This window comes from Longimicrobium sp. (assembly GCA_036387335.1).
Lineage (GTDB): Bacteria > Gemmatimonadota > Gemmatimonadetes > Longimicrobiales > Longimicrobiaceae > Longimicrobium.
The window spans coordinates 121,954-142,727 of sequence record DASVTZ010000203.1; the positions used below are offsets into that span (position 1 = coordinate 121,954).

22 protein-coding genes are annotated in these 20,774 nt (G+C 70.9%); 10 read left to right on the forward strand and 12 right to left on the reverse strand.

The genetic code is table 11. From position 1 onward, the window contains the following. Positions 1–510 precede the first annotated feature (510 nt). Genes VF647_20570 through VF647_20585 form a run of 4 tightly spaced genes read left to right on the forward strand, consistent with a single transcriptional unit; the run spans position 511 to position 4,039 of the window. Complete coding sequence (locus tag VF647_20570; GenBank protein ID HEX8454487.1) at positions 511–2,034, forward strand: Ig-like domain-containing protein; 1,524 nt, start codon at positions 511–513, stop codon at positions 2,032–2,034. Between the two features lie 35 nt (positions 2,035–2,069). After that, on the forward strand, positions 2,070–2,483 hold the full coding sequence (locus VF647_20575; GenBank protein ID HEX8454488.1) for a plastocyanin/azurin family copper-binding protein: 414 nt from the start codon (positions 2,070–2,072) through the stop codon (positions 2,481–2,483). A gap of 60 nt (positions 2,484–2,543) precedes the next feature. Next, a complete protein-coding gene (locus VF647_20580; protein HEX8454489.1) occupies positions 2,544–3,647 on the forward strand; it encodes a cupredoxin family copper-binding protein in 1,104 nt (367 codons plus the stop codon). Next, complete coding sequence (locus VF647_20585) at positions 3,644–4,039, forward strand: plastocyanin/azurin family copper-binding protein (GenBank protein HEX8454490.1); 396 nt, start codon at positions 3,644–3,646, stop codon at positions 4,037–4,039. The genes VF647_20580 and VF647_20585 overlap by 4 nt, the downstream gene beginning before the upstream one ends. Positions 4,040–4,323: 284 nt before the next feature. Here VF647_20585 and VF647_20590 read toward each other — a convergent pair whose 3' ends face one another. Together VF647_20590 and VF647_20595 are read right to left on the reverse strand one after the other, a co-directional pair. Beyond that, positions 4,324–5,694 carry a sigma-54 dependent transcriptional regulator gene (locus VF647_20590; protein HEX8454491.1) on the reverse strand — a complete coding sequence of 457 codons (1,371 nt, stop codon included), beginning with the start codon at positions 5,692–5,694 and terminating at the stop codon, positions 4,324–4,326. Positions 5,695–5,735: 41 nt separating this feature from the next. Then, positions 5,736–7,592: an ATP-binding protein gene (locus VF647_20595; GenBank protein HEX8454492.1), complete on the reverse strand. Its 1,857-nt coding sequence runs from the start codon at positions 7,590–7,592 to the stop codon at positions 5,736–5,738. 195 nt (positions 7,593–7,787) lie between these two features. On the opposite strand from VF647_20595, the gene VF647_20600 reads away from it, so the two are divergent. The 4 genes from VF647_20600 (at position 7,788) to VF647_20615 (ending at position 9,144) form a co-directional block, all read left to right on the forward strand. Beyond that, positions 7,788–8,084, forward strand: a complete 297-nt coding sequence (locus tag VF647_20600; protein ID HEX8454493.1) for a hypothetical protein — start codon at positions 7,788–7,790, stop codon at positions 8,082–8,084. A 69-nt stretch (positions 8,085–8,153) separates the two neighbouring features. Then, positions 8,154–8,441, forward strand: a complete 288-nt coding sequence (locus VF647_20605; protein ID HEX8454494.1) for a hypothetical protein — start codon at positions 8,154–8,156, stop codon at positions 8,439–8,441. Positions 8,442–8,519: 78 nt separating this feature from the next. Further along, on the forward strand, positions 8,520–8,813 hold the full coding sequence (locus tag VF647_20610; protein HEX8454495.1) for a hypothetical protein: 294 nt from the start codon (positions 8,520–8,522) through the stop codon (positions 8,811–8,813). 79 nt (positions 8,814–8,892) lie between these two features. Continuing rightward, complete coding sequence (locus VF647_20615) at positions 8,893–9,144, forward strand: hypothetical protein (protein HEX8454496.1); 252 nt, start codon at positions 8,893–8,895, stop codon at positions 9,142–9,144. A gap of 101 nt (positions 9,145–9,245) precedes the next feature. On the opposite strand, the gene VF647_20620 is transcribed toward VF647_20615, so the two are convergent. The 9 genes from VF647_20620 to VF647_20660 form a co-directional block, all read right to left on the reverse strand. Next, complete coding sequence (locus VF647_20620; protein ID HEX8454497.1) at positions 9,246–10,862, reverse strand: S8 family peptidase; 1,617 nt, start codon at positions 10,860–10,862, stop codon at positions 9,246–9,248. Between the two features lie 84 nt (positions 10,863–10,946). Next, positions 10,947–11,372 (reverse strand): hypothetical protein, encoded by a 426-nt coding sequence (locus VF647_20625; GenBank protein HEX8454498.1) that lies wholly within the window; start codon positions 11,370–11,372, stop codon positions 10,947–10,949. A 207-nt stretch (positions 11,373–11,579) separates the two neighbouring features. After that, complete coding sequence (locus tag VF647_20630) at positions 11,580–12,206, reverse strand: hypothetical protein (GenBank protein HEX8454499.1); 627 nt, start codon at positions 12,204–12,206, stop codon at positions 11,580–11,582. 4 nt (positions 12,207–12,210) lie between these two features. After that, positions 12,211–13,857 (reverse strand): M1 family metallopeptidase, encoded by a 1,647-nt coding sequence (locus VF647_20635; protein HEX8454500.1) that lies wholly within the window; start codon positions 13,855–13,857, stop codon positions 12,211–12,213. A gap of 371 nt (positions 13,858–14,228) precedes the next feature. Further along, positions 14,229–14,624 (reverse strand): type II toxin-antitoxin system VapC family toxin, encoded by a 396-nt coding sequence (locus VF647_20640; protein HEX8454501.1) that lies wholly within the window; start codon positions 14,622–14,624, stop codon positions 14,229–14,231. Further along, the gene (locus tag VF647_20645) at positions 14,621–14,836 is read right to left on the reverse strand and encodes a hypothetical protein (protein ID HEX8454502.1); all 216 of its coding nucleotides are present in this window, start codon (positions 14,834–14,836) and stop codon (positions 14,621–14,623) included. Before VF647_20645 ends, VF647_20640 begins: the two co-directional genes overlap by 4 nt. Positions 14,837–14,941: 105 nt before the next feature. Next, positions 14,942–16,078: a pyridoxal phosphate-dependent aminotransferase gene (locus VF647_20650; GenBank protein ID HEX8454503.1), complete on the reverse strand. Its 1,137-nt coding sequence runs from the start codon at positions 16,076–16,078 to the stop codon at positions 14,942–14,944. Then, positions 16,075–17,166, reverse strand: coding sequence for a succinyl-diaminopimelate desuccinylase (gene dapE / locus VF647_20655; protein HEX8454504.1), 1,092 nt, complete (start codon positions 17,164–17,166; stop codon positions 16,075–16,077). Before dapE ends, VF647_20650 begins: the two co-directional genes overlap by 4 nt. Positions 17,167–17,523: 357 nt before the next feature. Then, positions 17,524–18,345: a 2,3,4,5-tetrahydropyridine-2,6-dicarboxylate N-succinyltransferase gene (locus tag VF647_20660; protein HEX8454505.1), complete on the reverse strand. Its 822-nt coding sequence runs from the start codon at positions 18,343–18,345 to the stop codon at positions 17,524–17,526. A gap of 174 nt (positions 18,346–18,519) precedes the next feature. Between VF647_20660 and VF647_20665 the strand changes: the two genes are divergently transcribed. Beyond that, a complete protein-coding gene (locus VF647_20665; protein HEX8454506.1) occupies positions 18,520–19,164 on the forward strand; it encodes an SCO family protein in 645 nt (214 codons plus the stop codon). After that, positions 19,161–19,883 (forward strand): hypothetical protein, encoded by a 723-nt coding sequence (locus VF647_20670; protein ID HEX8454507.1) that lies wholly within the window; start codon positions 19,161–19,163, stop codon positions 19,881–19,883. Before VF647_20665 ends, VF647_20670 begins: the two co-directional genes overlap by 4 nt. Positions 19,884–20,394: 511 nt before the next feature. Here VF647_20670 and VF647_20675 read toward each other — a convergent pair. Then, positions 20,395–20,736 (reverse strand): hypothetical protein, encoded by a 342-nt coding sequence (locus VF647_20675; GenBank protein ID HEX8454508.1) that lies wholly within the window; start codon positions 20,734–20,736, stop codon positions 20,395–20,397. Positions 20,737–20,774 lie beyond the last annotated feature (38 nt).

The window sequence follows — 20,774 nt, forward strand, 5'->3', positions numbered from 1 at the left end:
TTCCTCGCTGCCCCCTCTCCCGATAACAGGAGAGGGCTGCGCCCTCGCCGTTATCGAGAGAGGGGGCGGAACTCCACGCGCGTGGCAACATCCCGGTAGGGGCGCGATTTATCGCGCCCGTGCCCGACCGCGTTCCGATCTCCGCCCCTCCGCACCAACCTCGTAGGGGCAGACCTGCGTGTCTGCCCTCCCCCGCCCCGGCCTCCACCCCTGCGTTCGGCAACCAACACCGTAGGGGCCGCCCCACGTGGCTGCCCGTGCCCGCCCGCGCGCCATCCTCACCAACGGGCCTGTCCTCCCGCACGACACGGTGTATCGCTGCGCTACACACCGATCCCGCCGCGCTCCAGTCCACCCGCCACGCACCACACATCCAACCACCGCCCTTGCAACGGGTTGCGGCGCGGCTCGCGCGCGCGATGGGGCCGGTCCCCGTGTTGCCTTTGCACAGGGCACGAAACAAACGACTCCCATCCGACGGGAGATCCTCGCAGCGGAAGGGACCCCCCGATGTACAAGCCCTTGATCACTGTTCTGGCCCTCGCCGCGCTGGCCGCGTGCGGCGGCGGCGGGGCGGCCACGACGCCGTCGGAGAACGGGTCCGGCAACGGAGGCGAGATCACCGCCCCCGCCGGACTCACCCTGAGCCACACCACCGCCAGCGTCACCGCGGGCGGCACCCTGCAGCTATCCGCCACACCCGTGAACGCTTCGGGGACGGCGATGAGCGGGCTCCCGGCGCCCACCTGGACGAGCAGCGACGCCGCCGTGGCCACGGTCAGCGGCAGCGGTGTGGTGTCCGGCGTGGGAGCGGGGACGGCCACGATTACGGCCTCCCTCACCGCCGCGGGGGCCACGCGCACCGCCGGCGTGCAGGTGACGGTTACGCGGCCGGCGGGCGCCACCTTCGCCTCGCTCGCACTGTCGCCCGCATCGGGCGCGGTGGCGGCGGGGTCGACGCTGCCCCTGACGGCCACCCCGCGCGACGGGAGCGGCCAGGCGATGACGGGACTGCCGGCCGCCACGTTCAGCACCAGCAACGCATCGGTGGCCACGGTGAGCCCCGCGGGCGTCGTCACCGGCGTGGCGGCGGGGACGGCGGCGATCACGGCATCGCTCACCTCGGGCGGGGTCACGCAGACGGCGACGGCCACCATCACCGTCACCGCGAGCGCGCCACCTCCGGGCGGCGGCGGAAGCAGCAGCGCGACGGTCCGCGGACTGGAGCACGCCTTCTCACCCGCCAGCGTCACCATCACCCCGGGCGGCACGGTGACGTGGACGATGGTGGACGACGAGCACGACGTCACCTGGACGGGCACGGCGCCTCCGGGGGGCAACATCCCCAAGATGGACGAGGGACAGTCCGTCACGCGCACGTTCCCCGCGGCGGGCAGCTACACGTACCGCTGCGCGCGCCACGAGAACCACAACGAGACGGGCACCGTCATCGTGCAGGGCGGCGCGTCGGCGGCGGTGTTCACCTCCGTGTCCGTGGTGCCGGGCGCGCCGAGCGTGGCCGCGGGATCCACCGCCCAGCTCCTGGCGACCCCGCTCGACCAGAACGGCCAGCCGATGTCCGGCCTGCCAGCGGCCACCTGGACCACCAGCGACGCCACACGCGCCACCGTCAGCGGCACGGGCCTGGTCACGGGCGTGGCGGCGGGGAGCGCGACGATCACCGCCTCTATCACCTCCGGCGGCGTCACGCGCACGGGCTCGACGACTGTGACCGTGACCACGGGTGGGGGCACGACACCGCCGCCTCCGCCGCCGGGCAGCTCGTCGGCGACGGTCACCACGCCGGGCGAGACGTTCGCGCCGCAGACGGTCACCATCACGGCGGGCGGCACGGTGACGTGGCAGATCAGCGGGGCCACGCACAACGTCACCTTCAGCGGCGCGGCGCCCACGGGAGGCAACATCCCCGACACCCGCAGCGGCAACGTCGCGCGCCAGTTCACCACCGCGGGAAGCTACGACTACCAGTGCACCCGTCACGCGGGCATGCAGGGGCGCGTCGTCGTCCAGTGACGCGTCCAACCACACTCATCGAACGGAGCCATACCATGCGCAAAACGACCATCCTCGCGGCGCTCGTCCTCGCCATCGCCCCCTTCGCCGTCCGCGCGTCGGCGGACACGCCTCCCACCACGCACGAGGTGAAGATGGTGATGGTGGGGAGCACCGCCCGCTTCGAGCCGGCGAGCCTCACCATCAAGGCCGGCGACCGGGTTCGCTTCGTCAACGCCAGCGGCGGCCCGCACAACGTCTCCTTCGATCCGGCCAAGGTGCCGGACGACGCCGAGCGCGCCCTCTCGGCCGGGATGCCGGCGCAGATCCAGGCGCTCTGGGGGCCGCTGGTCACCGAAGCCAACGGCGCCTACACCGTCAGCTTCGCCGGGGTGAAGCCGGGCCGCTACGAGTTCTTTTGCATGCCGCACATGGCGATGGGGATGAAGGGAGTCCTCACCGTCCAGTAGACGCGAACGGGCGGCGTGCATCCGCGCGCCGCCCGCCGCCCAACGCACCGGAGCCCGATCGTGCCGAAGCCCATCCCAGCCGCCGCCCTCATCCTTCTCGCGCTCAGCGCCCCCGCGGCGCACGCCCAGTCGCTGCTGGACCGTTCGCCCAACGTGACGGGGGGATGGGTGGGGAACAGCGGTCAGCTGTACTTCCACTTCATGCACCGCTTCACCGCGAGCTCGGCGCCGGAGCGCAAGGTGATCAACGTCCCCACCTTTACGGTGGCGGCGGGGCTCCCCATGCGCACCCTGGTGGGTGCCCACTACGCCACCAACTCGCAGCTCGCGCCGCGCTATCCCAACGAGTGGGAGCTGTGGGCGCGCCACGCCTTCTTCGCGCAGGATGCCGGCTCGCCCGCCGACGTCGCGGCGCAGGTCGCCTACAACCTCGCCGCCGCGGGTGTGGACGGCGAAGTGACGCTGGCCCGGCGCCAGGGCCCCGTTCGCCTGATGACCGCCGCCCGCGTCCTTTCCGATCCGCTCATCGCGGGGCAGACGCGCTTCGCCGTGGCGGGCGGCGGAACGCTGCGCATCTCGCGCTACCTCGCCCTCGCCGGCGACGTGGCGACGCTGATGGACCGCACGCCGGAGGAGCGGATGGCGTGGAGCGCGGGGCTGCACGTCGCCCTCCCGCACACGCCGCACACGCTCTCGCTGCAGGCTGCCAACACCAACGCGTACACCCTGCAGGGCTCGTCGCGCGGGGAGAAGGAGATCCGCTACGGCTTCGAGTTCACCATCCCGGTGACGCTGGCGCGCTGGTTCGGCGGTGGCGGCGCGCAGCCGGCCGCGCCCGAGCACCCCGCGCCCGCTGCTCCCACCGCCGCTCCCGCCACGGCGCCACCCGCGTCCCCCTCCGCTCCCGCCACGGGACCGGTGTTCAAGGCCGGGATGCGCAACCTGGCCTTCGTCCCCGCGCGCATCGAGATCGCGGCGGGGACGACGGTGGAGTGGACGAACAGCGACGCGCTGGCGCACACGGTGACGGCGGTGGACCGCTCGTTCGACTCGGGGCTGATCGAGCCGGGGCGGGTGTGGCGGCACACTTTCACCGCGCCGGGCACCTACAACTTCCAGTGCACCCCGCACCCGTTCATGAAGGGAGTGGTGATCGTCAAATGACCATCAAATCGATCTACAGCTTCGGCTGCGCGGCCTTTGCCACGACGGTCGTGGCGGCATCGCTGGGCGGGTGCTTCTCCGAGCGGGTGGCGGGGAGCACGGGCGGGAGCGCGGCCGAGCTTTGCGGCGGCACGCAGGCCAACGTGGTGCGCATCCGCAACTTCGCCTTCGGTCCGGGCGAGCTGCGGGTGCGCCCCGGCACGCGCGTGATCTTCGCCAACTGCGACGGCGTCCAGCACTCCTCCACCTCCGACGCCGAGGGCGCCGAGAGCTGGGACTCGGGCCTGATCACTCCCAACACCACCTTTGAGCACACCTTCACCGATGCCGGCCGCTTCCCCTACCACTGCGAGCCGCACCCGTCGATGAAGGGGACGATCGTGGTGGAGTGATGGCTGGGTGACCTGGGTCCTAGCCGCGCCGGGCGAGTGAACTCGCGGCAACAAAAGCACAAAGTCCGCCTTCGCGGACTCGCGGGCGAGATTCGCGTTACTCGAGCCCACTTCAGTGGGCTTCGCGTGGTTCCAGCCGGGGGATTCATCCCCCGGTACTCCGGGCACCAATCCCACCTCCCGCAAACCTGCGAAGGCAGGTTTCCCGCGGTTGTTGCAGCGGTTTCAACCGCCGGTCACCAGCCGGTCACCAGCCGGTCACCAGGGTTTCCAGCACCGCCCCCCTACAACCCGTACTCCTTGAGCTTCTGCCACAACGTCGTGCGCCCCATCCCCAGGGCGGCGGCGGCCTTGGTGCGGTTGCCGTTGGCCTCCTCGAGGGCGGAGCGGATCGCCTCGCGCTCGGCGTCGGAATCAGGGGCCTGGTAGCGGCGGCCGATCTCGGGGCGTGAATCCACGGCGCCCGCCTTGCGGCCGTCGCCCGTGGCAAAAGTGCCGGCGCCCTCACGGATCTCCTCCGGCAGGTGGCAGGGGAGGATGCGGCCGCCCTCGCACACGATGCACGAGTACTCCGCCGCCGCCATCAGCTCGCGCACGTTGCCCGGCCAGTCGTACGCCGTGAGGAGCTCCATCGCCTCGTCGGAGACGCCGGCCACGCGGCGCGAGGCTTCGCTGCGCTCGTTCCAGCGAGCGAGCGCGGCGGCCACCAGCGCGGGGATGTCGTCCGGGTGGTCGCGCAGCGGCGGAACGCGGATCTGGAAGACCTTGAGGCGGAAGTAGAGATCCTTTCGGAAGCGCCCCTCCTCCACCATCGCCTCCAGGTCCTGGTGCGTGGCCGCGACCACGCGCACGTCCACCGACACGGGCCGCGACGTCCCCACCCGCACCACCTCCCGCTCCTGCAGCACTCGCAGCAGCTTGGCCTGCATTGCCGGCGAAACGTCGCCGATCTCGTCGAGGAAGAGCGTGCCGGCGTTGGCCTCCTCGAACAGCCCCTTGCGGTCCGTGACGGCGCCGGTGAAGGCTCCGCGCGCGTGGCCAAAGAGCTCGCTCTCCAGCAGCCCCTCCGCCAGCGACGAGCAGTTGACCGCCACGAAGGCCCGCGCCCGCCGCGGGCTTTCCTCGTGAAGGGCCCGGGCGATGACCTCCTTCCCCGAGCCCGTCTCACCACGCAGCAGCACGGTGCTTTCCGTGGGGGCGACGCGGGAGATGGCGCGGAGCACCTCGCGCATCTTGGTGGTGGTCGCCACCAGCCGCCGTGCCCCCGCACCCAGCACCGGCTCGCGGCGCGCGAGGACGGTGCGGATCTTCTGGCGAAGCACGTGGTTGTCGCAGGGCTTGGTCAGGTAGTCGTCCGCGCCCAGCTTCAGCGCCTGCACCGCACTGTCCACGGTGGCGTAGCCGGTCAGCATGAGAACGGGCACGTCGTTGCCGGATACGCGCAGCTCCTGGAGCACGGAGAGCCCGGTGCGCCCCTCCATCTTCAGGTCCAGCAGCACCATGTCGTAGTGGTCGCTGCGCAGCCTATCCAGCCCCTCGTCGCCGCCAGGCGCCGCGTCCACGGCGTACCCTTCGTCGGCCAGGAGCGCGCCGGTCCCTACGCGGAAAGCGCGGTCGTCGTCGATGATGAGGATGCGGGGTGTTTCGGTCGTCAACGGTAGTCCCGGGAAAAGTGCGTTAGTGCGTTAGTGCGTCTTCAGACCGCGGCGCCGGCAGTGGCGGGCTCGGCGGGGGCTTCGGCGAGGGTCTCGTCGAGGGTTTCGCGGGGGAGGCGGACGGTGAAGCGGCTGCCGCGGCCGACGGTGCTCTCCACCGAGAGGCGGCCGCGGTGGCCGCGCACGATACCCTCGGAGACGAAGAGGCCCAGGCCGATCCCCGCGATGCCGGGCTTGGTGGTGTAGAACGCCTCGAAGATGTGCGGCAGGTCGTGCTCGGCGATGCCGGTGCCCGTGTCCTCCACGATCACCTCCACGGCGTCGTCGGCCACGCGGCTCACCACGCGCAGGGTGCCGCCGCCGGGCATGGCGTCGCCCGCGTTGTAGACCAGGTTCGCGAGCACCTGCTGGATCGCCTCCGGGTGCACGGTCACGCGCGGCAGGGTCGGGTCCAGCGCCGTCTCCACCTCCACGCCGCGCGTCTCCATCTCCGCGCCCGCCAGCGTCAGGACGCGCCGCACCACCGCGTTCAGGTCGGTGGGGGCTACGGCGTCGGAGAGGGGGCGGCTCTGGTCGAGGAGGCGGCGCGTGAGGCCGGCCATGCGCAGCAGCTCCTCCTGCGCCAGCGTGAGGAACTCGCGGTTGGGATCGCGCGGGTCGCCGCGCCGCTCCAGCGCCTCCAGGCAGTTCTGGATGTTGTAGATGGGGTTGTTGATCTCGTGCGAGAGCTGCGCGACGAGGCGCCCCATCGCAGCCAGCTTCTCGCGGTGGATCATCTCCGCCTGCGCGGACCGCAGCCGCTGCTCACGCGCGAAGATGGCCTCGCGCATGTCGCCGAACGCACGCGCCAGCTGCCCGATCTCGTCGTCCGACGGGCGCGGGAGGGGGGCCGCGTAGTCGCCGCGCGCCAGCCGCACGGAGGCCTCGGCCAGCACCTGCGTGGGGCGCGCCACGATGCGCGACACCACCGCGGCCAGAAGGAGCGCCAGGAGGAGCGCCGCCACCCCGATCGCCCACAGCGACTGCGTGATGGCGCGCGCGATCCCCAGCTCGTCCGTCACCGGGCGGAAGAGGATCACGGTGGCCGCCAGCCCGCGCGTGGGGAGGCTGGACACCGTGGTGAGGTAGGGCTGGCCGCCCAGGAGCACCCGCTTGGGGCCCGTGCGCAGCTCGTTCAGCTTCAGCGCGCGCACCTCCGGCACCAGGGAGGTGTCCGGCAGCGTCACCCCCAGCAGCGAGTCGCCCACGATCAGCGCCACGTCGGTGCCGGTGGACTGGAGGTCCTTGCTCAGCCCGGTGGCCGTGAGCTGCGATCCGACGGCCACCGTCCCCAGCCGCACCGTGTCCGCCACCATCAGCGAGTCGGACCAGGTGACGCGCTCCATCGGCGACGACGCCAGCCGCAGCGGCACGGGGCCGCGCGGGCCCGGCGCCAGCACGATCCGCGTCCCCCGCCGCGCCGTGTCCGCGGCCAGAACGCGGAGCGTCTCCTCGTCCAGGCTGTGCCCGGCCAGCCTGCGCCCGGTGCTGTCCACCGCGATCACCTCCAGCTTCTGGACGTTCTCGCGGATGCGCTGCCGCAGTGCCCCCGGATTGCTCCAGGCGTCGGCCACGCGCGGATCCACGGTGAGCGTGGCCACGCTCTGCGCAAGGTTGTCGTCGCGATCCGCCCAGTCCACCCGCAACTCCTCCAGCGCGTCGCTCAGCTGTCCCGTGGCCCGCGCGTACACCTCGCGCTCCACCGCGTCCGCGATCAGCAGGAGCGCGGGCACCAGCATCAGCAGCGCGGCGCCCGCGAAAAGGGCGAAGACCTTGGCGCGCAGCGACAGGCGCCGCACCGTCGCTGCGGGGCGGGCATGGAACAGCGTTCGTTCACTGAACGGCCGGACGGTGTTCACTGAACACCTCCGGCGGTTGCAAACAGGGGCACCGGACACGCTCCTGGAAGGGACACCACGGGGTGAAAGCTAAGCAGCGGCGCGGCTTTTGGCTACAAGACGGCGCCTGGGCCGCATGGGGCACACCCGTTGCCTATAACGTGCCCAACTGGAACGCGGATCGCCGGACCCCGGAACGAGCAGGAGCACCGCCCGATGAAGCTTCGCACCCTCTCCGCCTTTGCACTGGTCCTTGCGGCCGCGTGCGCCAACGAGGCGGCCAAGGGCGACAGGAACACCGGCACCGCGCTGGAAGGCGGCACGCCCGCGGAGGTCAACTCCGCGCCGGCGCCGGCGGTCACCATCGACACGGCGGCGGCAACGGGCCCGGCATCGACGACCACCGACTCGGCGATCGCCCGCACCACGGCGGCGCCGGAAGCGGCGGACAGCGCGGCGGCAGAGCAGGGCCACATGCAGCACGACAGCGCGGCGCCCGCGGCACATCCGTAGCGGCGCCACACCACGGGCACGGCCGATCCCAGGACCGGCCCGAACACCCTCAGATCCGAGGAACAGACCATGAAGGCACGTATCTTCTCCGCGTTCGCGATGGCCGCCCTGGTTGCCACCGCCGCGTGCGGCGGCGGTGAGGGCGAGGAAGGCGGGACCGCCGAGAACTCGACCACCACGCAGGACACGGCGGTGGTTGCGGGCCAGGACACGGTGAGCCAGCCGGCGGTCGTTCCGACGCAGGACACGGCGGTGACCACCACCACCACGACCACGCAGACGGACACCACGCAGGGCCAGGCGCAGGCGGGTGGCACCACCACCACGACCGCGACCGACACCGCGAAGAAGCAGTAAGCAGGGAGGCACACCGGGCTCGCGCAACGCTGCGCGGGCCCGGACTTTTTTCAAAACACCGGACCGAGGGTTATACCAATGAAGGCACGTTTCCTTGCAGTGACCGCCATGGCCGTGATCGCTTCCGCCGCTTGCGGCGGCGAGGGCGGCGAGGGTGGTGAGGGCGCGGCGAACGACAGCACCGCGACCACCACCACGACCACCACCAGCGACACCGCCGGTATGGGCGCGGCGACCACCGCCCCGATGCCGATGGACTCGGCCGCGATGGGCGGCACCACGGGCATGCCGGCGGACACGACCGCCGCGGCCGCGGGGACCACCACCACGGGCACGACCACGACCACCGACTCGGCCGCTCCGAAGCAGTAATCGGACGCTCGGCGGTACCCTGGCCCGCGCTTCCCCACCGGGGAGCGCGGGCCTTTCTTCGCGACGGAAGGAGACACGCATGAAGGCACGTACCCTCACCCTGGCGGCGCTCTGCGTCCTGGCCGCGGCGTGCGGCGGCGGCGGCGAGCAGGAGTCCAAGGCCGGCGACAGCCTGGACCCGGGCCCCACCGGCACCATCGACAACACCGGCCCGCAGACCGGCACCGCGACCCCTGTCGACACGGCGACGGCCAGCGACGCCAGCACCGCGGGCGGCGCCACGGCCACCCCGGCCACCGCGCCGAGCGACACGGCGACCAAGAGCCACTAAACTGCAAGGCTCACACAGAGATCGCTTTTTGGACGCGCCTGTGATGAAAACGGGTCCGAAGCCTACGCTCCGGACCCGTTTTCATTCAGCCCTGCCGGTGCTCAGCGCCGCGCGGGGCCCCTCATCCGCTCGGCCATCTGGAAGGCGGCGTACACGTTCACGATGCCGCCCGTCGTCGAGAGGTCGCCGAAGCGCACGCGCTCGTTTTCCGTGCCGGGGCGCACCACCATCTGGTCCGGGTACTTCGTGGAGGAATCCAGGATGATCTGCTTGACCTGCATCGCCGTCAGGTTCGGGAAGTACGACATCAGCAGCGCCGCCACGCCGCTCACCACCGGCGCGGCCATGCTCGTCCCCGAGTTGCGCTCGTAGCCGCCGCCCGGGATGGTGGAGAGGATCTGCGAGCCCGGCGCGAAGACGTCCACCTGCCCCTTCCCCCAGTTGGAGAACGGCGCCGCGAGGTGATCCGGCCCCTCCCACGACGACGCGCCCACCTCGATCCAGCTCCGCGCCGCGCCACCGCCCTCGAAGCGGGGAGTGGGGAAGTTCTTCTTCTCGTTCAGATTCTCGCCGTCGTTGCCGGCGGCGTGCACCAGGAGGACGCCCTTGGACTCCGCGTAGCGCACGGCGTCGTCCACCGCGCGCTTCTGGGGCGAGTACCCCTTGCCGAAGCTCATGTTGATGACGTTGGCGCCGTTGTCCGCCGCGTAGCGGATTGCGTTCGCCACGTCCTTGTCGCGCTCGTCGCCGTTGGGGACGGTGCGCACGATCATCAGGCGCGTCCCCGCCGGTGCCACGCCGTCGATCCCCAGCCCGTTCCCCCGCTCCGCCGCCACGATCCCGGCCACGTGCGTGCCGTGGTCGCCGAACGGACCCTTGACGTCGCGGTTCCCGTACACCCGCTCCGTGACGTTGGCGTAGTTGTCGCCCACGATGGTGGTGCGCGGGTCGAAGTCCGGGTTCAGCGCATAGAGCACCCGGTCCTCAAGGTCCTTGCGCTGCTCGATCACCTGCCGGGGCGAGAACCCCTGCTGCGCGAGGCCCAGGAAGAGCTGCTTCGCCGCCGTCACGTCCTGCCGCACCGACTGGATGCGCGTGACGTTCTCCACCGTCAGCGAGTCGGCGCCGACCTGCGTGCGCAGGATGCCGAGCGCGCGGTTCAGCACCTTTTCGTACTCGCGGATCTCGGCGAGCGACTGCTGCGCGCCGGTCCGCTGCCGCTCCACCTGCGGCTTGACCTCGCGAAAGAGGTCGTACTCGCGCCGGGCGTCGCCGCGCAGCGTGTCCGGGTTGGCGCCCTCGTAGCGGCGGAGCTGGCCATAGATGCGGATCACCTCGTAGGTGTCCACGCCCACGTTCCGCCCGTCGCGCCCGCCGATGAAGTTCCAGCCGTGGACGTCGTCCACGTAGCCGTTGCCGTCGTCGTCGCGGCCGTTCCCCGCCACCTCGCGCGGGTTGGTCCACAGGCTCCCGTCCAGGTCGGGGTGCGCCACGTCGGTGCCGGAGTCGATGATGGCGACGACGACGGAGCGCGCGGGCCGGCGGTTGGCCAGCACCTCGCGGTAGAGCCGCTCGGCGCCGATCCCCGGGTAGCGGCCTTCCTGCTGCCACCAGTTGGCCGGCGAAGTATCCTGCTGCGCCGGCGCGCCCTGGGCCTGCGCCGGAATGGAGACGCCGAGCGAAAGCGCCGCGGCGCAGAGCAGACGGAAGTAGTTCATAGCGTTCCTCGAACTGGGTGAACCCGCGCAAAGCACGGCTGTGGCGGCGTTAGACCCCGCCGCCGCCCCGGCGTTCCGCCGCGGCTACTCCGCGCCGGACGGGAAGGCGGCGATGCGGCGGGTGAGCTCCTCGTGCGCGCCCCACACGATCCCCTCGCGGCGGCGCAGCTCGTCGAGCCGTTGGGCGGCCGGCGGCGCGGGGGCCAGCAGCGCCACCACCTGCCGCACGTAGGCGCGGGCGTCCTCCTCCGGGATCGGCTCGCGCGTGGCGAACGCCTCGTCCATCTGCACGATCAGCTCGGAAAAGGGCCGCAGCCACGCGAACGCCTCGTCCTGGATCAGCATCTGGAGGAAGTGCCCGCTGGACATGGGCCCGCTGCGCCGCTCGATCTCCCCGCGCTCGGCGTCGATCAGCGCCTTGTGGAGCCGCAGCAGCCCGAGCCTCACGTCCTTGAGGCGATCGCGGATCGGGTCGGGCGGAAGCTCGGGACGGGGGGTGCGGGACGCCATCGGTCTGCCTCGCGTTCGGGTTCAGTCGCGAGGCCCAGACGAAAGAAACGCGCCGCCCACCCCAACAGCGGCCTCACGCGGAGACGCGGAGACGCGAAGAGAACAACAGAAAAAGCATCACACAGAGGCCACAGAGGGAACCGCAAGCCATAGAGAAAACCTCTTTTGCTCTTCCTCTCTGCGCCTCCGCGTCTCCGCGTGAGCCAATTACGATGCCGGCTCCGCCACCGCATCCCGTAGCGCGCGCCCCAGCCCCTCCGCCTCGGCATACGACCATCCGCGCGAGAGGTGGCGCACGGCCATCACGCGCATGCTCCCCCACGGTACCGGCACGGAGTCGAATCGCTCGGAGGAAAGCTGGTCGATGTTGAGGAGGCGGCGCAGGTGTTCTGTCGCTTCCTTGCCGTGGGCGAGCAGGGCGGCCGGGCGCACCGCCTCCAGCACGAAATCGAAGACGTCCGTGCGGCGCAGGCCGGCGGCGAGGTCGCGCTCGGCGGGCGTGGGGGTGCAGAAGACGTTGGTGTCCAGGCAACGGAGCGGCGCGGCTTCCTTCATGATCCGCCCCAGCATCCGCCGCGTGGGCGTGATCTCCACCTTCCCCGCCGCCCGGCGTTGCGCGCGCGACGCCTCCGCCCAGATCGTGCGGTGGAAGCCGTAGCCGCGCTCCCAGAAGCTCCAGTAGTCCAGCTCCAGCGCCGTCGCCGGGTTGGAGCCCACGATGAACGCGCGGCACTCCAGCGGCGACCCCTCGCACACGAAGGGGCGAACGAACGCGGGGGAGCCGATGCGCGCCCGCAGCCCGCGCTCGAACTCGTCCAGCGCCGTCACGTCCATCGCGCTACCGGGCCGCCTGCCGCGACTCCACGTAGAAGTTCTCGTCCACCCGCAGCCGCAGGGCGTCGCGCGACCGCAGCGGCATCGACTGCCACCGCTCCGTGGGCCGCAGCATCCGCATCGCCCCTCCCTGCACCGACACGCGCACCGGCATCGCGAAGCCGGGCACCACGTTCGTCCAGCGGTAGCCGAGCTGCCCGTTGAGCACCCGGTACTCCAGCACGGGGATCTTGGTAGTCGTCAGGTACTGCTGGAAGACGCGCGACAGGTCGATGCCGGCCTGCTGGCTCACGTAGCGCTGCACCTGCTCGCCGGTCACGGTCTGGTGGCGAAAGGTGGAGTTGAGCCCGCGCAGGATGCCGCGCCACTTCTCATCGTCGCCGATCACCTGGCGGATGGTGTGGAGCATGTTGTGGCCCTTGTAGTACATGTCGCCCGACCCTTCCTCGTTGATGCCGTAGCGGCCGACGACGGGACGGTCGTTCTCGATGTTCTTGCGCAGCCCCACGGTGTAGCGGGCGCCCGCCTCCTTGCCGCGCTGGCACTCGATGTAGAGCGATTCCGCGTAGCTCGTGAACCCCTCGTGCACCCACATGTCCGCGATGTCGCGCGTGGTGATGTTGTTGCCGAACCACTCGTGCCCGCTCTCGTGCACGATGATGAAGTCCCAGTCCAGCCCCTCCCCCGTCTGCGACAGGTCACGGCCGCGGTAGCCGTTCTGGTAGTGGTTGCCGTACGCCACCGCGCTCTGGTGCTCCATCCCCAGGTGCGGAGTCTCCACCAGCTTGTAGCCGTCCTCGTACCAGGGGAACGGCCCGAACCATCGCTCGAAGCAGGCGAGCATCGGCTTCACCTGCGCGAACTGACGGCGCGCGGCCGCCTCGTGGTACGCCAGCGGCCAGAAGTCCAGCGTCAGCGGCCCCCTCTCCCCCTGGTACGTGTCGCTGAAGCGCGTGTAGTTCCCGGCGTTGACGGCCACGTCGTAGTTGTTGATCGGCTTGCTGACGAACCACTCGTACGTCGTGGTGCCGTCGCCGTTCTTGCGGGTGTTGCGCAGGCGGCCGTTGGAGACGTTCACCATCGGGTCGGGCACCGTGATGGCGACGCGCTGGCTGTCCGGCTCGTCGGCCTGCGTGTCCTTGTTGGGCCACCATGCGCTGGCGCCCAGCCCCTGCACCGCCGTGGCCACCCAGGGCGCGCCCGTGCTGTCCTGCCCCCACACGAATCCGCCGTCCCACGGAGCGTTGCGGGCGGCGCGCGGCTTTCCGCGGTAGTGCACGGCGATCGTCTTCCGCTCCCCCACCCGCTGCGGCGACTGGAGCGTCACGAAGAAGGCGTTCCCCTCGCGGCGGTACGACAGCCGGCGCCCGTCCTGCAGCATGCTGTCCACCTCCAGCGGCATCTGCAGATCGATCTGCATCTCCCTGGCTGGCTGCAGCACGCGGTACGTGGTCGCCGTGCGCCCGCTTATGCTCTGCGCCGCCGGATCGATGCGCACGTCCAGGTCGTAGAACGAGACGTCCCACCACGCCCGCTGCGGCGTGATGGTCCCGCGCAGCGTATCGGCGCGGGTGGGGCGCGCGGTCTCCTGCGCCTGCGCGGCGCCCGGGAGCGCGAGGAGACCAACCAGCAGTGCGGCTGCGATGCGCATGGCGGAGCGGGGTCGAAGACGGTTCACGGCACGGAAAAGCCCGGCCTCCCCAAGCTCGGGGGCGCCGGGCGCACTGCGCAAGGGGCTGCCGTTCGATCGTGTTCGTGCTGCCCTGATCGGAGCGGGAGCGCTCAGGTGATCACCGCTACATCTCTTTGATCTCTCGGAACACCTGCTCGCCAGGAACCGACGGCACCGCGCCGGAACGGAGCGACGCGACGGCGCACCTCGATCCTCCACGCGTCCTCGGTGTCGTTCCAACGCTCTGCTCGAGTGGCAAGTTGCCTGGGTGCTCGGTCCCGGCATCAGCACTCCGCCGGTGATCTTTCATCTGAGCCTCCGTTGAACGTGACCTATGCGGCCACCCGACCTCAGGAGGGCAGCCGTTCGACGTGAGGATAGCGCAAGATCTGCGCGTCGGACGTGACCAGAGGGCAGTTCAGGACTCGCGCGGTCGCGACGATGATCTGGTCCGCGGGGTCTCGATGGAACTCGCCTGGGAGAAGGGTGGACTCCAGCGCAATGCGAGGCGTCAATTCCAACACCTGGAGTCCGGGGTAGCCGAGCGCCAGTTCCATCCACTCCGCTATGGGGCGTGGAAACCGAACTCTCCCGGCCTGTGCCAGCTTCGCCGCTTCCCAGCACGAGATTGCGCTCACCCCGATTCCGGTGCTCTCGTGGTCGGAGAGCACTGTGCGCTGCGCGCTGGTCAACTGCGGATCACCGTTCACCCACCACAGCCAGATGTGGGTGTCTATCACGATCACTGGAGTGCATCCCAGTCGTCCTGCGCTACCGGCTCAAAAGGATCGACGTAGGGTAGCGGGGTGCCACGAAGAGGATAGCGCGCCGCATCTCGCGAGCTGCGGGCCTCCGCCAGCACGATCACCTCCACCTCTTCACCTGCCTGGAACGGCAGATCGGGGAGTGTGACGGAGCCGTCCTGGTTCACATGTACTCGCGTTCGATACGCTTCCATGAGTTCCTCCGGGTTGCAGAACACTACACCCTGCGGGGCGAGCGTGTTTCCCGTGAGCGGCAAGTTCCGTGACCGAAAACCCGTTTTCGGGCCATCCGGCGCGAATTACGCGCTGCCGAAGAACGCCGCCATGCGCGCCATCCCCTCGGCCAGCGTGGCCTCCTCGGGGACCCAGGAAATGCGCAGCCAGCCCTCGGCGCTGGGGCCGAAGGCGGTGCCGGGGACGGCGACCACGCGGTGCTCGTCCAGGAGGCGCTCCGCCGCGGCCATCGAGTCGGCGGCGAGGTGCGGGGGGAGGCGGATGAAGGCGTAGAACGCGCCCTCCGGCGGCACCAGCTCGATCCCGTGGCGCTCCGCCAGCGCCAGCAGCGCGCGGCGGTGCTCGGCGTAGAGCGGGCGGTGCGCGGCCAGGGAGCCCGGCTGCGTGAACGCCTCCATCGCCACCCACTGGCTGAACGTGCTGGATGCCGTGTTCACCAGCCCGTGCACCTTGATGGCGTTCGCGATCACGGGAGCGTCCGCGATCAGCCATCCGGAGCGCATTCCGGTCAGCGCGTTGCTCTTGGAGAGCGATCCCACAGTGAGCGCGTGCGGATACAGTGTCGCCATGGAGGCCGGCGGCTCCGCCCCGTAGTAGAGCTCGCGATACACTTCGTCCACCAGCACGTACACCGGCGGGCCGGGGCGCGCCGCGAGCCCCTCGGCCAGCGCCCGCAGCTCGGCCTCAGGCCACACGCGCGCCGTCGGGTTGCACGGCGAGTTGAGGATGACCATGCGCGTGTCCGGCCCCAGCGCCTCCAGCACCGGCGCGGCCCGCGGCGCGAAGCCGTCCTCCGCCGAGAGCGCGACGGTGCGGTAGCGGATCCCCTCCAGGATGCACAGCTTGGGATAGGCGAGGTAGCACGGCTCCACGATCAGCACCTCGTCGCGCGCCGGATCCAGCGTCGTCTTGATCGCGAGGAAGAGGGCCTCCTCAGAGCCGACGGTGGTGCACACGTTGGCGGCGGCGGTGCGCTCCGGATAGCCGTGGTGGAGCGCGATCGCCTCGCGCAGCTCGGTGAAGCCGCCGTTGGGCGAATACGGCGTACCGTTCTGGCGGACGCGCTCCAGGGCGGCCTCGAAGAGGCGCATGTCGGGGCGCAGCACGGGCTCGCCAAGTCCCAGGTCGATGTCGCCGGGGCGCTTGCGGGCGTGGAGGGCGCGGATCAGCGAGGGCGTGATCCGCTCCATGATCGGGTTCACGGGCGGAAGTACCGGTACAGGGCGGAGAAGCAGTGCTCCAGCGAGTCGATGGAGCACCATTCGTTCGCCTGGTGCGCCTGCGACGTCTCGCCGGGGCCGAAGTTGACGGCGGGAATGCCGTGCGCGGTGAAGCGGGCCACGTCGGTCCACGCCTGCTTGGGCTGGATGTCGAGTGCCAGCCGCTCCCGCCACTCGCGGATCAGCGGATGGTCCGCGTGCACCTCGCCGGAGGGAGCGGCGTCGATGAGCTCCACCGTGGCCGCGTCGCCGACGATCTCGCGCAGCTCGCGCTCGGCGTTCTCGGCGGTGTTGCCGGGGGCGAAGCGGAAGTTGACGTTGAGCACCAGCGCGTCCGGCACCACGTTCTTGGAGTTGGCCGTGGTCGCCTGCGTCACGACGATGACCTCGTAGAAGTCCAGCGCGCCGAAGGTGATGCAGCGGCGCTCCAGCCCCGCGAACTTCTGCAACAGCGGGATGGCGCGGTAGATGGCGTTCTCGCCCTGCCAGGGGCGGGCGCTGTGGGCCCGCACACCCGGCACGGTGACGCTGGCGTGGAGGACGCCCATGCAGCCGGGCTGCAGCGCCTTGTCTGTGGGCTCCAGGATGAAGGCGAAGTCGATGGCGGGGAGCTCCGGCCAGGTGAGCACGGCCTCCAGCCCGTTCCCCTCGCTGGGCCCCTCCTCTCCATCGTAGAAGATCCAGACGGGGCGCGATCCCTCCAGCTCCTTCCACCGCTCCAGCAGCGCGAGCATCACCGCGACGCCGGCCTTCATGTCGGTGGCGCCGCAGCCGTACACGCGTCCGTCGCGGATCTCGTACGCCTGGTCCTCGGCGCACTTCACCGTGTCCAGGTGCCCGACCAGCGCGACCACCGGCAGCCCCGGCGCCGCCTCCGCGCCCAGCGGATCGCAGACCACCGAGTTGCCGATCCTCTTCACCGATTCCGGTCCCGCGAAGGCGGAGCACTGCCCCTCCACCCATTCGGCGATCAGCGCCTCCTCCCCCGTCTCGCTCGGGATCTTGCAGAGCGCCAGCGTTCTTTCGGACAGCTCGTGGCGGAGGGATTCGGGATCGGTATGTTGGGTCACGATTCGGTTCGGCTTGGGGTACGGAACTGGTGCGTTAGTGCGTTAGTGCGTTAGTGCGCCGCGGACCCATGGGTCCCCCACACTTTGTCATCCTGAGGGAGCCGCCCTCGCGATCTCCGCGGCGCACTCCGGCACTCCTTGCGGCGACCGAAGGATCTAGCCCGCGAGGCAGGAGGACCGCCGGCGAGCCTCTCAGCACGCGCAGTAGATCCTTCGCTACGCGCCATAGACTCGTGTACGGGCGAGATCCGTGCGGCGCGTCGCTCAGGATGACAAATAAAGGGACCAGTCAACACCTGTCGCCCGCCCCGTCCTCATACCCCGCACTCACGCACTAACGCACTAACGCACTTCTGTTCAAACCTGCACGTCGAACGTCCTCAGCACGTCGTTCAGCGACGTCTTCTTGTCCGTCGATGCCTTGCGCTCGCCGATGCGGAGGGCGCAGGGGACGTGAAAGGTGCCGGCCGGGAACTCCTTGGGGAGCGTGCCGGGGATCAGGACCGAGCGGGCGGCGACGCGCCCCTTGGTGATGACCGGCTCGCTCCCCGTCACGTCGACGATGGGCGTGGATGCGGTCAGCACCACGTTCGCGCCGAGGACCGCCTCTTCCTCCACCACCACACCCTCCACCACGATGGAGCGCGAGCCGATGAAGGCGCCGTCCTCGATGATGACCGGCGACGCGCCCGGCGGCTCCAGCACCCCGCCGATCCCCACGCCCCCGGAGAGGTGCACCCCCGCGCCGATCTGCGCGCACGAGCCGACCGTGGCCCAGGTGTCCACCATCGTCCCGGCGCCGACGTACGCGCCGATGTTGACGTAGCCCGGCATCACCACGCACCCCGGCTCCAGGAACGATCCGTAGCGGGCCACCCCCGGCGGCACCACGCGGATCCCCTGCGCCTGCAGGTCAGTCTTGGTGCGGATCTTGTCGAAGAAGCGCAGGTCGCCGGCCTCCATCGGCTCCAGCGGGCGCAGGGCGAAGTAGAGAAGGATCGCCTCCTTGACCCACGCGTTGACGCACCACACGCCGTCCACCTTCTCCGCCACCCGCACCCGCCCCGTGTCCAGCAGGGCGATGGTCTCCTCGACGGCCTCGCGCGTGGCGGGTTCCTTCAGGCGCTCGCGCTCCGCGAACGCGGCGGACACGATGCGTTCCAGCTCCCCAAGCTCCATCCTCCCCTCCTTGATCGCCCCGGACGCACCCGCGCAAACGGCGGCGCAACCTAGCCCGCGCCCCCCTGCCGCGCCACCCCCGCGCGAATGGCACAAGCGCATGTCGCGGTGTAGATTACCGGCGCGGCGGCGGCAAGGGCCGGGCCGCCGCGAACCACACCGCAGGAGCACCTGATGGCGAACGGATCGCGCCGCCCCGCACTGTGGGCGGCGATCGCGCTGGCATGCGCCGCGGCTCTCGGAGCGGCGGCGATGGGGGGAGCGGCCGGATGGCGCGCGGCCTCCTTCCACGGCACGACCTACGACGACAGCGGCCCCGCGCCCGCCTTGACCCTGGTGGACCACGACGGGCGCCCGGCGACGCTGGAAAGCTTTCGCGGGCACCCCGTGCTCCTCTTCTTCGGCTACACGAACTGCCCGGACGTCTGCCCGCTCACGATGGCGCGGCTGCAGCGCTCCGTGCGCGCCGCGGGGCGAGCGGGCAAGGACGTTCGCATCCTCCTGGTGAGCAACGATCCCAAGCGCGACACGCCGCCGGTGCTCAAGAGCTACGTGTCGAAGTTCGGCCCGCAGGCCGTGGGCCTCACGGGCGACTCCGCGTCGGTGGCGCGCGCGATGGCGGGCTACGGCGCCTACACCATGCCCGCCGCGCCTCCGGCCGCACACGAGCACGGCGGGGCGCCCGCGAAGCCCGCGATGATCTCCCACTCCGCCGTCGTGTACGGAATCGACCGCGAGGGGCGGCTCCGCGTCGTCATCACGGAGGGCGCGAAGCAGGAGTGGATGGACGACGACGTGAGGACGCTGGCGCGCCTTTGAGCACCGTCGCCGTCCTCACCGTCGTGCGCTACCGCCCCGCGCGGGCGCTGCTGGGGGCGTGGCACATGGCCGCGCAACGCCCCCTGCTGGCGCGCGTGCCCGGGCTCCGCTTCGCGCGGCTGCTGGGGACGGGGCGCGGGATCGGCTTCAGCGCCGTCCCCGATTTCGGCACCTGGGCGCTCTTCACCGTCTGGGACGATGCGGCCGCCTGGGAGCGCTTCGACGCGGATTCGCGCGTGATGCGCCAGTACCGCGCGCGCGGCGAAGAGGTGTACTCGATCGTGATGGCTCCGCTCTCCGCGCACGGGCGGTGGGGCGGTGTGGAGCCGATGCTCGTCCCAGATCCGCCGGAGCGCCCCGATCCCGCCGCCCCGGTCGTCGTACTCACCCGCGCCACCATCCGCCCCAGCCGCGTCCTCCGCTTCTGGAGCCGCGTCGCCCCCGTGGACGCCACGCTGCGCGGCCACCCCGACCTCCTCCTCAGCTTCGGCGTCGGCGAGGCGCCGTACTTCAAGCAGGCGACGCTGAGCGTGTGGCGCAACGCCGCGGCCCTGACCGCCTGGGCCTACGGCAGCCCCGCCCACGCCGAAACCGTCCGCCGCACCCGCGAGGAAAACTGGTACTCCGAGGAACTCTTCGCCCGCCTGCGGCTGCTGGGGACGCGCGGGAGCTGGCATGGGCGGGAGCCGCTTGCGGATGTGCTGAACGGAAGTTCGTGAGTGCGTTCGTATGTCATCCTGAGGGAGCCGCCCACCCGAAGCCCACACGCACGCCAAACTCCTGCGGCGACCGAAGGATCTAGCCGGCGAGGCAGGAGGACGGCGTCGAACCACGAGCCCCGTGCCACGCGCAGTAGATCCTTCGCTCCGCGCCAGAGTTCGCGGTGCGGTAGAGGGCGGAGGGGCGCGTTGCTCAGGATGACAGAAGCGGGCTACGGCGATGCGGCGGGCACGGGCAGCCACGTGGGGCGGCCCCTACGGGATCGGGGCCGCGGGCGTGGGGGCGGTGCGGCGGCGAGGGCGGGCAGACACGCAGGTCTGCCCCTACCCGTGACGGTGCGAATCGCGGTCACGCGCGGGCATCCGGTGCCGTTCGCGGGCGGTGGAGCGGCGGAGGACACGGGCGCGATGAATCGCGCCCCTACCGGATCTGTGCAGCGGACACGGTGTTCTCCCCCTCACCCGCCCTGCGCCCCCGCAGGCGGGGGAGGGGGTCGGGGGGAGGGGGCCCTCACGTCCCCGGCACCCGCACCCGCCCGTCCCGCGTGGGGGTGGCGAAGACGACGTCCGGGAACATCTCCTCGTTGAAAGGATTGTACGCCTCGCGCGGGGTGAAGCGTTGATCCACTACCTGCGCGCTCTCGAAGAGTGACACCTCCGGGTTCTTCCACCCGCGCAGCACCCCGCCGGAGCTGTAGCCGCCGATCTGGTAGAGGTGGAAGAGGCGCTTGCCCGTGGTGGAGACGAAGACCATGTACGGCTCCACGATCCGGTAGCGCCCGGTCGGCTCCGTGAGCCACACCAGGCTGAGCGACTTCCCCGCCGCGATGAAGGTCCGCTCCACGTCGTTCATACGCTCCCCCCGAATCGCTCCAGGACGCCGGCGAATCC